This window comes from Burkholderia sp. 9775_39, from assembly GCF_015712225.1.
Classification (GTDB): Bacteria; Pseudomonadota; Gammaproteobacteria; order Burkholderiales; family Burkholderiaceae; genus Burkholderia; species Burkholderia cenocepacia.
Map to the genome: position 1 here is coordinate 228,407 of NZ_JACCQC010000009.1, position 12,257 is coordinate 240,663.

General features: G+C 60.8%; 8 protein-coding genes. All 8 read left to right on the plus strand.

The window, feature by feature from the left end; translation table 11 throughout:
• Window positions 1-17 precede the first annotated feature (17 nt).
• The 8 genes from H0X90_RS15210 (at window position 18) to tssA (ending at window position 12,252) form a co-directional block, all read left to right on the plus strand.
• Complete coding sequence (locus H0X90_RS15210; protein ID WP_077189795.1) at window positions 18-1,802, plus strand: hypothetical protein; 1,785 nt, start codon at window positions 18-20, stop codon at window positions 1,800-1,802.
• Window positions 1,799-2,698, plus strand: coding sequence for a T6SS immunity protein Tli4 family protein (locus tag H0X90_RS15215; protein ID WP_171984150.1), 900 nt, complete (start codon window positions 1,799-1,801; stop codon window positions 2,696-2,698). Before H0X90_RS15210 ends, H0X90_RS15215 begins: the two co-directional genes overlap by 4 nt.
• Before the next feature lie 205 nt (window positions 2,699-2,903).
• Window positions 2,904-3,806, plus strand: a complete 903-nt coding sequence (locus tag H0X90_RS15220; protein ID WP_171984149.1) for a T6SS immunity protein Tli4 family protein — start codon at window positions 2,904-2,906, stop codon at window positions 3,804-3,806.
• Between the two features lie 205 nt (window positions 3,807-4,011).
• A complete protein-coding gene (locus H0X90_RS15225; RefSeq protein WP_171984148.1) occupies window positions 4,012-4,911 on the plus strand; it encodes a T6SS immunity protein Tli4 family protein in 900 nt (299 codons plus the stop codon).
• Between the two features lie 239 nt (window positions 4,912-5,150).
• Window positions 5,151-6,401 (plus strand): hypothetical protein, encoded by a 1,251-nt coding sequence (locus H0X90_RS15230; protein WP_077189794.1) that lies wholly within the window; start codon window positions 5,151-5,153, stop codon window positions 6,399-6,401.
• A gap of 77 nt (window positions 6,402-6,478) precedes the next feature.
• Window positions 6,479-6,769, plus strand: coding sequence for a PAAR domain-containing protein (locus H0X90_RS15235; RefSeq protein ID WP_077189793.1), 291 nt, complete (start codon window positions 6,479-6,481; stop codon window positions 6,767-6,769).
• Window positions 6,770-6,868: 99 nt separating this feature from the next.
• The gene (locus H0X90_RS15240) at window positions 6,869-10,675 is read left to right on the plus strand and encodes an ImcF-related family protein (protein ID WP_175648931.1); all 3,807 of its coding nucleotides are present in this window, start codon (window positions 6,869-6,871) and stop codon (window positions 10,673-10,675) included.
• Window positions 10,672-12,252: a type VI secretion system protein TssA gene (tssA, locus tag H0X90_RS15245; protein WP_077189792.1), complete on the plus strand. Its 1,581-nt coding sequence runs from the start codon at window positions 10,672-10,674 to the stop codon at window positions 12,250-12,252. Before H0X90_RS15240 ends, tssA begins: the two co-directional genes overlap by 4 nt.
• Window positions 12,253-12,257 lie beyond the last annotated feature (5 nt).

A 12,257-nucleotide genomic window follows, 5' to 3' on the forward strand; every position in this document is an offset into this window, starting at 1 on the left:
TTCTTCGGAGCAACATCATGACGGGTGCCGCATCCGTTTTGCATCATAGCGTGGTAGACGAAAACGGTGACCAGTACAGCATTGCGACACTGACTTCCACGGAAGATCAGCGCGAAAAAATTGTGCTTGCCAAGCCTTACGTGATCCCGATTCTCTTTTTGCCGGGGATCATGGGAACGAACCTGCGCAAGAAGGACACCAAGGCCAGTGTCTGGCGGCCACCCAACCTTGATTTGCGCGGCGCGGCCGATCTGATCGGGCAGTTGTTCAGCTATCTGTTCAAGAGTACAAACGAACGTGCCGGCGATCTGGTGACTAACTCGGTAGAGATCGATCCCAGCGGACCTATCGATGCTGGCGAGAGCGGCCTGCCGAAGAATGTGCTGGTCGCGCGTGGCTGGGGCGCGTTGATGCGCTCCAGCTATCACCCGTTCATGGCAAAGCTGCAGCATCTGTTGAACGATTTGTCTCGATACGACTTCCAGCGCTGCGAGGCCGATCTCCGGAAATGGGCCGCTGAAGCCGGGCAGGATGCGCCGACCGAATGGGGTGCTAAAGAAGGTGATGCGCTTACGCGTGAAGAGATTCTGCACGCGGCCAATTATCAGTTTGATGTCTGGGCAGGAGGATACAACTGGCTCCAAAGCAACCGGGACTCTGGAGCCGCCATCAAGGAACTCATCGAGAAAACCATCCTGCCGTTCTACAACGAAGGCAAGAGTGTTGTCGTCAAGGACACGCCGGACGGCAAGGGCGGATCGTACTGCATCAACGAGCGCCCGGCGCCCAGCCGAGCGATGGCGAAGGGAGTGATCGTCGTGACGCATTCGATGGGCGGGCTGGTCAGCCGCGCGCTTACCGAGATACACCAATGCGACAAGGTGTTAGGCGTATCACATGGTGTGCAACCGGCGACGGGGGCGCCAGCTACGTATAAGCGTATGCGGTCCGGCTTTGAAGGCGGGGAACAAGTCTTCCTTGGGCGTAATGCGGCCGATGTCGTGGCGATTCTTTCTCAATCGCCGGGCGGGCTGGAACTGCTGCCTACCGCGGATTACAACGACGGCAAGCCGTGGCTCAAGGTGCGTGATAAGGAGACCGGCAAAGAGATTCTTGCTCTGCCGCGGAACGGCGATCCGTATAACGACATTTATTTCTCGCCTGCGTGGTATGGGTTGGTGCCGGAGGGGAATTTGGGGCTGGTGAATCCGAACGGGAAGCCAGCGCAAGTCCCTGATGGTACGAAGCCGGAAAAAGATACGCCTCGCAATACATTGAACTTAGTGTTAGATGGCGTGAAGGAGTTCCATCAATCCATTCAGGGAAAGTACAAGTTTCAGACCTATGCGCACTACGGTGCGCAAGGCAGGCGCGAGACAGAGAAGGAATCGGGCGGCCTCTTTGGGACGGGGATGTTGGCGAGCAAACACCGGCTTAGTTGGGGAGAGGTGTCATGGGAAGGGCGTGATCTGGATGGTGTTGATGCGTGCGGAGTGGCTATTGGCAGCGATGACGGCAATGGCATGCTCGTAACTACCTCTGGCGTCAAGCTAACCATCGGCGAGCCGGATTGTCCCGGCGACGGCACCGTGCCAGTGTATTCCGGTGAAGCGCCGGGCAAGGCAGGTATTGCCATGAGTTTTGCTCACGGACAGGGTCATCCAGGCAAGTCCAATGAGCATTTCGGTTACGACCATCAAGGTAGCTATGGCGACCAGCACGGGCGATCGCTGTATGCAACCATGTATGCCATTGTCAAGATTGCTCAGCAAGCTGGTTGGCACAAAAAGGAGTCGGTATGAAGGAAGACTGGAGAACGCACGCAATCGGACGACATCTGGTCGATTTGCCGGCAGAGGCGATCACATTCGAAATCCACTCGTATAACGGGGATCGAATTGAATTGCTGACTGATATCAAGACGCAGGAAAATTTCGACCTCCTCGTCAATCGAAGGGAGCAGGAACTGCGCGCGGCTAAGCACGTTTTGCATGGGAGTATGTTCGTTGAGAGAGTGCCTCAATTCAACGGCTCCGTTACCCTCGTATCGTGGGGTAATAAAAACTCAGAGCGACAATATCGCTTCGAATCCTACTTCAAAGCTGGTACAAAATTTTTGAGGTACCCGGGCAATGTCGGTCGTGACAGGAAGAAACTAATTTTAGATTTTTGTGAAGATCTAGCTCGCGAATGGCGAGAAATTCCGTTCGGCAAACTGCCGGACGGCGTCGGCTTCGTGGCAGGCGACACCATCTTAGTCGACAAGGACTTCAATCGTGAAAGCTGGGAGTTGAACATCCAGTTACCCGACAGACCGGACGTCTCGTTCCGACTAACTGCCTATGCACAAACGAGCATAGGACCCGGCTTGCGCGTCCGCGCAGGCGGCATTTTGCCGGCCTTGCTCGGGACGGTGGCGGGCGTGGGCCAGTTGCGCAACCGCGCCCGACCGGTCGGGCCAATCGAAGCTGACGAGATTCTGGTGGCGGGCACACAGGACGGAAAACGGACCTACGGCTTCAAATGGGAAGCGCCCGGCAAGGCGTACTCGCTAGCCGAACCGAACCTCAACGCATCGTTGCGTGTCGGCGAGAGTGCATACCTCACGAACAAGGAATCGTTTGCCAACGACGGCGAGGCGCTGGAGCTGTGGGATGGCGTCGTGGATTCGATTCGGCTGCGGCCGGGGGCGGTATGAAAGCGCTGCCTCGCCGGAAGGTTTTGCTGACGCTCCTTGCCGTGCCGGTTGCCACGATACTTCCTCGTATCTCTTTGGGTGCACCGAGCGTGATGACCGCGAATGAGACGATGCGCTTTTTGTGCGATGAGGTGTTTCCGTCGCCATGCCAGAAGCGAAGCAAATTGCAGTGCGTTGCCGATCGCGGGCACACGAGGAAGTCGGTATGAAGGAAGGCTGGAAAACGTGTGTTATCGGACGGCATTTGGTGGATGTGCCTAATGAGGCCACGGCTATTGAGTCGTACAAATACAATGAGGTAAAGCTTGATTTGCTGCCTTCGATCAAGACGCAGGCGAGCTTCGACAACATGGTTTCGCAGAGAGAGAGGGAGCTTCGAGCTGCGAAGCACGTCACGCGAGGCAACATGTTTGTCGAGCGAGTACCGCACGAAAATGGTTCTGTCACGCTGATATCGTGGAGCGACCCGGACTTGGACTACGAATACTACCGATTTGATACTTACTTCCGGGCAGGCTCAAAAAGCCTAATGTATTCCGGGGAGGTTTCACCGGACCGAAAGACGGCTGCGTTGGCTACGCGCCAAAACCTTTCCCGCGAATGGCACGAAGTTCCAGACGACGAATTACCAGAAGGGATCGGCTTCGTGGCCGGCGACGCTATCTTGGTAGCGAAACGCTTCAACCTCGAAAGCTGGGAGTTGAATATCCAGTTGCCCAATAAACCCGATGTCTCGCTCCGACTAACCGCCTATGCGCAAAAGAGTGTCGGCTCCGGCTTGCGCGCCCGCGCGGGCGGCATTCTGCCGGCATTGCTCGGGACGGTGGCAGGTGTAGGCCAGTTGCGCAACCGCGCCCGACCGGTCGGGCCAATCGAAGCTGACGAGATTCTAGTGGCGGGTACGCAGGACGGAAAACGGACCTACGGCTTCAAATGGGAAGCGCCCGGCAAGGCGTACTCGCTCGCTGAACCCAACCTGAATGCATCGTTACGTGTCGGCGAGAGCGCATACCTCACGAACAAGGAATCGTTCGCCAACGACGGTGAGGCGCTGGAGCTGTGGGATGGCGTCGTGGATTCGATTCGGCTGCGTCCGGGGGCGGTATGAAAGCGCTGCTTCGCCGGAAAGTTTTGCTGACGCTCTTTGCCGTGCCGGCTGCCATGATGCTTCCTCGTATCTCTTTGGGTGCACCGGGCGTGATGACTGTGAACGAGGCGATGCGCTTTTTGTGCGATGAGGTGTTTCCGTCGCCATGCCAGAGGCGAAGCAAATTGCGCTGCGTTGTCGATCGCAGGCACAAGAGGGAGTCGGTATGAAGGAAGGCTGGAGAACGCACGCAATTGGACGACATCTTGTGGATGTGCCAGCGGAAGCGGTAATCGTTGAGGCATACAAATATAACGAAGTGAAGATTGAGTTGCTGCCGAAGATCACGACGCAAGCAGGATTTGACTACATGGTTTCTCAAAGAGAGAAAGAGATTCGTATAGCAAAGCATGTCAAGTACGGTAGCTTGTTCGTTGACCGGGTACCGCACAGCAACGATTCAGTAACGTTAATTTCGTGGAATCGTCCGACCAACGAGATACAGTACCTCTTCGACACTTACATCCGCGCAGATTCGAAGAGCCTGAAGTATTCAGGAACGGTTTCCCCAGACCGAAAGACGACCGCGCTGGGTTTACGTCAGGAACTGTCCCGAGAGTGGCGAGAAATCCCATCCGGCAAACTGCCGGAAGGCGTCGGCTTCGTGGCAGGCGAAACAATCCTGGTCGACAACGACTTCAATCGTGAAAGTTGGGAGTTGAACGTTCAGCTACCTAACAGACCGGATGTTTTGTGCCGACTGACCGCTTATACGCAACAGAGTGTCGGTGCCAGCCTGCGCGTCCGCGCAGGCGGCATTTTGCCGGCCTTGCTCGGGACGGTGGCGGGCGTGGGCCAGTTGCGCAACCGCGCCCGGCCGGTCGGGCCGATCGAAGCTGACGAGATTCTAGTGGCGGGTACGCAGGACGGAAAACGGACCTACGGCTTCAAATGGGAAGCGCCCGGCAAGGCGTACTCGCTCGCTGAACCCCACCTGAATGCATCATTGCGCGTTGGCGAGAGCGCATACCTCACGAATAAAGAATCGTTCGCCAACGACGGGGAGGCGATCGAGCTATGGGACGGCGTCGTGGATTCGATTCGTCTACGGCCGGGGGCGGTATGAAAACGCTGTCTCGCCGGAAAGTCTTGCTGACACTCCTTGCCGTGCCGGTTGCCACGATACTTCCTCGTATCTCTTTGAGCGCACCGCGCGCGATGACCGTGAACGAGGCGATGCGCTTTTTGTGCGACGAGGTGTTTCCGTCGCCATGCCAGAAGCGAAGCCAATTGCACGGCCTTGCCGATCACAGGCGCAAGAGGGAGGCCGCATGAATCAAGGCCCGGAAAACGTCAAGGGTACCCATGCCTGTTGACTTCGACAAATTGCCGCCAGAGGAACCAGTACCAGACCGGCCGCCTTCGCGTTTCGTCTGGACGATTGTGTTTTTCGTTATCGTGCTTGCCTGCATATTCGCGGTGCTGCTTCTCTGGCCCAAGGGCGAGCCGACACAATCCCTCTGGTTCTGGATATGCATCACGGTGTATCCGGTCGGCATCGCGGCCTTTGTCGTGCTGCGGCGCTATAGCGTTTTCGAAGGCCGACGTTTGGACGCGATCGCGTGGAACGACGCTCGAGAAAAATACCTGAATCGCATGTTTGAGGTCGCTAGCCAGCCGCTTGTGCTGGTTGCCGCCGCATACCGATTCGCAAGCGACGCGAAAGACGATGCGTTCAACAAACTGCTGGATGGCTCAATCAAACTCGAACCACGAATCGCGCTGAAACACGATGCGCCTGTCAATGCTCGTTGGTTTGATCAGCCAAACACCGACGAGGATGGTAATCGGTTCAACAGTGACGACGAGCGGCAACGCCACGTGCACGAGTGGGTGTTCGGCGAATTGATCGGTGACGTTGCCGATGCCATCCGTGCGCTGCCGTCGGAATTGAAAGTGGCGATTCAGTTGGTGTTACCCGACGTTGCGAACCCGGGTGAGGCATTAGCGTCGTGGGATAGGCAATGGATGAAATCCAAGCTCCAGCTACACAAAGTCGAGGTCCTGCCCGAGCCCCCCGATTTGATGGCGCTCGACGCGTGGCTGGATCGAATCAACCAGAAGCGTGATCAGCAAGCGCGCCTGCTCGTCTTCGTGAGGTTGAATTCGGTTCTTCAGGCGCTTCCGCCGGACGGGAGCGCGGAAGCTGGTGTCGCGCTGCTCGTGATGCCGGAATCAATGCAGCATCGATTCAAGACTGACTCGATTGCCAGGCTGCATCGGCCAAATGACACCAACGGCTGTCCCGTGGATATCGCCCTCGCACGCGCATTGCGCTGGGGGCGTATGGAACCCTCAGCCGTGAGTCGTATTTGGCAGTGTGCCCATGATCCAGCCGTGAAAAACGCCGTGACCGCCGCCGTGGTCAAGGCGGGTATCACCGGGACGGCGACAAACATTGATTACATCGTTGGGCACGCGGGCGAAGTCGCGTCCTGGCTTGGGATAGCTTGCGCGGCCAAGGCGGTTGCCCGGGATGGCACGCCCCAGCTTCTGGTAACGGCCGGGAAGTCGGGGACTTGCTTCTCGGTTTTGCGGAACGGCGGCCCGCCATGACCAAGAGCCGTGCGGGTTGCTGCATCGTTGCGAATCGCCGCACTACATAACCTGTTCTGAATTGGAGAAAGCAGATCATGGTCAGACGGTACGACGTTCTGAAAGGCGACAAGACAACCTCGAACGGCATTGTCCTGGGGGGTGATTCGAACGACAGAATAGGGAATCGCGAACAGGCTTACGAGCGTGATGATGTCTGGTGCCCCGCATGTGAGACGACGGGGCATATCGTGTGCGACGGCCCTCGTTTCTCGATGAAGGGTCCTGACGGCAGAGAAAGTGCCCTGAGCGATGATCTGTGCGTATGCAAGTGCGATCCACACCCGCGCTTGCTTCCCTCCCAGTACTCGTCTTATGTCGATGTTTGATCATAAAAGTCCTAACCCATTGGACATTGGCCAGAGCCGATGCCAACGAAATGCGCGGTGGCATTCGCCTCGGCAATCTCGATTCAATTTCTATTCAATATGCGCAAGTTCCGGATCGACACTTTAAGCATTGCCATAGTGGTCATCCTGCCTGGATTGCTGATCTGGTTCGCGGGCGATACGTGGCTAGGCCTGCACTCGATTGAAGAGCGTGCCCGATGGATCGCCGTGCTATGCATTGCGTTCGTCGTGCTGTTCCTATGGTTAAGCTTCGATTCGTCGTCTCGCCCGGCGGTAGCACTAAGACGTATTCTGTATTGGGTCGAGAAACAGAGAGGGTCATCATCCGAGCGGCGCGACACTGGAATTGCTGACGGCCGCACACGCGTTGCGCGTTTACGTGACAGTCTTCGCGACCGCCACGGATCGCGCTGGCGCTATCGCGCACGATGGGTGCTGATTGCCGGTGATGAACCGCTCGTGAAGCGTCTCGCCCCGAGCGTGGTCGACACCGGTTTTGCGATCTCCGGCGATACGGTCCTGTTGTATGCAACGCAGACGAGCAGCACCCTCGATACCGCATGGCTCGACCAGATCCGCCGCCTGCGCCGTCGTCGTCCGGTCGACGCGATCGTCGCAGTTACACGTAACCGAAATTCCGTCGATACCCCATTCGACACCGACAATCTGTCGCAACGGCTCGCACGCCACGCGCGTGCGCTCCGCTGGGCCGCGCCGGCCTATCTGCTCAATGTGACGGATTTCGGCAGCGAAGCGTCGAGTCCCGACGAGGCGATCGGCTTCACCTGGGCCAACGCGCGCGTCAGCTCGGATGCGATCGACTCGTCGCTGCAAGACCTGACCGACAATCTGGCGGATGCCGGTGTCGTTCGCCTCACGAAGGATGCAGGCGACCGCTACCCAGCTGAACTGTCGCAGCACATTTCGAATCTCGGAAGTGCGCTATCTGGTCTGGTGCTACAAACCTCCCAATCACGCATCTGGCGGCACGCGGTCCACGGCCTTCTGTTCGCACCGCTATTCAAGGCACGGGAACTCGCACCGCCGCAGGCACCGGCCAGCGCGAACAATGACGACCCACCCATCGAACCGCAACACCGCACGATCTGGCAAACCGTCGCCGAGCACAGTCGCAAGGTCCACGGTCGCCGCGTAGGCTTCTCCCTGTCGACTTCGGCGGCATGGTTCACAACCGGCCTGATCGGCTGCTGGATTGCCGGCACGATGATGTCCGGCTTCGTCAACCGCGCGACGATCCAGAGCTCCGTGGACACGATCGCTAATCTCTCCACGGTTCAGGACCACACACAGGCGTTACAAGCCCTGAACACGTTGGGCCAACAGATCGACACGCTCGAAGTCCATCAGCGCGAAGGCGCACCCTGGTCATCGCGATTCGGCCTGAATCGCGATAGCGCACTCCTCCACGCGTTGTGGCCGAGCTACGCCGGCGCGGCGAACCGCATCCTCGTCGCCCCGATTCGCCAGAAGCTCGAAGCGCGCCTGCGACAGCTCGCATCGCTGTCCGACGCTCAGATTGCCGACGGCGGCAACGTACAGACCCAGGCCGCCTACGACACGCTCAAAGCCTACCTGATGCTTGCGAAGCCGGAGCGCGCCGTGGCTGCTTTTCTGACGCCCCAGCTTGCCGCGACAGCCGTGCCTGCACGTCCGTCCAACTCGTCCTTGTCGTCGGGCGCCTGGGAAGACCTGCGTCTGCACGCCATCGCGTTCTTCGCCAGCCATCTCGGCCGCGCTCCCGCATCCGATGCATCCGCGTTCGCAATCACACCGGACGCCAACCTGATTGCGTCCGCCCGCCAAACGGTGATCGGTGTGCGGGGCATCCAGAATTCCACGGACGCGCTCTACCAACAGATCATCGACGAAGCGACACTGAAGTACCCGCCGGTCTCGCTCGCGACGCTGCTCGGCGACACGACCAGCCGTGGCCTGTTCAATACGACCGCGACCGTTTCCGGCGTTTTCACGCGTGCGGCATGGGAGGAGCGCATCTCGAAGGCGATCGACGACGCAAGCGCCAAGCGCGACGTGTCTGGCGACTGGGTGTTGCGCCCCGAACGAAATGCCGTTGGAGCAACCGACAACAAGGAGAGCAGCCACCCTCCGCCGACGTTAAAAGCCGAACTGCGCCAACGCTACTTCGACGACTACGCGCGTGCATGGGCACTGTTCCTCAACAGCTTGCGCTGGCAATCCGCGCGAACGCTGTCAGCCACGGCCGACCAGTTGACGCTGCTGGGCGACGCGCAACGCTCGCCGCTCGTCGCGCTGATGAACGCGATCGTCTACCAGGCAGGCGCGGGCGCGAGCGCACAGTCGCTCTCCGAGAGCCTGATCAACAAGGCGCAACAACTGGTCGGCGCCGACGAAAAGGATCCGTCGAAGCAGGCTCAACCGCAACTCGCGCCGCTTGCCTCAGCCTTCGGCCCGATCCTGCGCCTGACCGGCAGCGATCTGGCGTCCGGCGCGCCGGCCAATGGCAAGGCCGCCACGCAACTGGCCGCGACCGGCGACCTCAGCCTCGCACGCTACCTCGAGCGGGTCACGGCGATGCGTCTGAAGGCATCGCAGATCGTCTCCGGCGCCGATCCCGACGCGATCGCGCGGCTAGCCGCTCAGTCGGTCCTGCAGGGCAAGACGTCTGATATCTCGGACAGCCGCGACTACGGGAGCCGTGTGGCCGCGAGCCTGGGCGAACAGTGGGCGGGCTTCGGTGTGCTGTTTCGTGCACCGTTCGATCAGGCGTGGCAAGTCGTCGTGCAGCCGGCCGCGTCGAGCCTGAACGAAATCTGGCGGACGGCGATCCTGGCCGACTGGAACAAGTCGTTCGGCGGCCGATATCCGTTCTCGGACGCCGACAACGACGCGTCGCTGCCCGAGATGGCGCGCTTCATGCGGCCTGACAATGGCGTGATCGCACAGTTCGTTGCCACGCAGCTCGCCGGCGTGATCGAGCGGCAGGGCGATCGATGGGTCGTCGCGCAAGGCGCCGACCAGGGCGCGCTCACGATCGATCCGGTCTTCCTGAGCGGCCTGAACAAGCTCACGCGGATCTCGACCGTGCTGTTCCCGTCCGGAGACGCGCGCGTACGGTACGAACTGCAGGCAGTACCGACGCCGGGCGTCACCGGCATGAAGTTCGTGCTGTCCGGGCGCGAACTGCGCTACTTCAACCAGAAGCAGGAATGGGTGCCGTTCGAGTGGCCGGGCCAGTCGCTCGAGAACCTGTCGCACATCGAATGGCAGACCGAGCAGGGTGGATTGCGCACGGCGCTCGACTCGCAGGGGCGCTTCGGCCTGATTCGGCTGCTGGAGCGTGCGAAGGTCACGCAGCAGGACAACGCGCGTTACTTGCTGACGTGGATGCCGGACACGAGCCAAGGCATTCCGCTGAAGGTGCAATTGCGCAGCGAGGCGGGCGCCGGTCCGCTCGACGTCCTTCAGTTGCGCAACTTTGCGCTGCCGGCGCGGATATTCGCGACCGGGGCGGTGGGTGCCCGGCCGAAGCTGTCGACAGCCAGTCCGCCGCCGTTGCCGGCCGCGGCAATCGCAGCGGCAAAGCATGCTGCCGTGCCGTTGCCGCCGGGGCTGCCGGGGGCGATGTCCTGGCAGGACGCACCGATGCCGGCGACGCCGGAGCCGGCGCCCGCGCCTCGTCGAACCGCCACTGCGGCCACTGCGGAATCGGCCCGAGCGGACGCGCATCCGGCTACGCCCGGCATGAAGTCGCCCAAGGCCAATCGGGAGATGACGGTGTCGTCGCTGGCGGCGACTTCGACGTCCTCGGATGCCTCCTCCAAACCGTTCGGACACGCCCTCCAGTTGCTGGGCGACGCATTTGCGTTTCGAGACCTGCGATGACGCTAGCCAATTTCGTAAAAACACTCGTCGGCGGTCCACGCGTCGCTTCGCTGCAGGAAGCGCGCCGGAATACCTGGGCGGCATGGCTTGCCCCGATACCGGGGGAGCACGCGCATGGCCGCGATCCCGGCTACGAGGATGCGTTCTTCGAACTGAAGGACGAAGCGACCAAGCTGTCCGGAATCGACGACGGACTGATTACCCGCGCATGCGAACAGTTGCTCAAGGAAACCGGAAAGGATCTGCGGCTGGTCGGCTACTACGCGTTTGCGCGATTGCGTCAGGACGGTCCTGCCGGGTTCGCCGACGGACTCGAGCTGGCCGCTTCGCTGATCGACCGGTTCGGCGAGACCTTGCTGCCCGTGCGAGCCGAGGCAAAGCGCGCGGCGCTGGAAATGCTGTCGACCGCGCGAATGATCGAAACGCTGGACAGCCGCGGCGACTTCGCGCCCGCGGATCTCGAGCGCGCGATCGCGGCGCTCGACGTGCTCGTCACCCGCACCGGTACGTGGTCCGATGCCGCCCGCCCGAACCTGCATCCGCTCGTTGCCCGCTTCGGGAACAGGGATGAACCGGTTCGCACCGTCAGCCCGGACTTGGCGATGCCGCAGACACCCGCTTCGACAATCGTATCGAGCGGCTCGATCGCATCGGCGCGCGACCTGCTCGATCAGGCCCGAGCGATGTCCGCATGGCTGCGCGAGCAGGAAAACGGCTATTTGCCGTCGGTGCGTATCGCGCGCAGCGTGCGGTGGGACACGTTGCACGACGTGCCGCCGTCCGATGCCGCGTCGCACACGCGTCTGACGCCGCCACGCGCCGAGTTGCGCCAGCAACTGAAGCGGCTCGTGCTGCAGAAACAATGGCACGAACTGCTCGAACGCGTCGAAGGTGCGTTCATGGAGGGCGTGAATCACCTGTGGTTCGACCTGCAGTACTTCCAGCACGTCGCGCTCGATCACGTCGGCGCGCCGTACCGCGCGTGGAGCGAAGTGCTGCGCGTGGACTTTGCGTTGTTTCTCGAGCGTTTGCCGGGGATCGAACGACTTTCGTTCAGCGACGGTACGCCGTTCTCCGACGACACGACGCTCGAGTGGATCGCCCGGCACGCGGTCGTGCGTGACCTCGAAGGGGGCGAGGCCGTTGCACCGCTGCCGGTGTCGGCGGACAGCGAAGGCGAGGCGGGCGACTGGCCGGAGATCGAGGCACAGGCTCGCGAGCTGGTCGCGCGCGACGGTGTCGAGGCCGCGTTCGCATGGCTCGATGCGCTGCCCGGCATGAAGACCGGGCGTCACCGCTTCTTGCAGCGGCTCGTGATGGCGCGCGTGGCCGATCATGCGGGGCGACCCGATACGGCCCTCGCGTTGCTGGTCGAACTCGACACGTCGTCACGTTCGCTGCCTGTGATGCACTGGGAGCCTGCTCTGGCGTTCGAGGTCAAGCAGCAACTCGTGCGCGCGTTGAAAGCGACGGGCAACCGCAAGGATGCCGACAAACCGACGCTCGCGCGCCGCATCGGCGAACTGCAGGCGGAACTTACCGTGCTCGATCCGGCTCGAGCGCTGACTCTTTCGTAACGAGA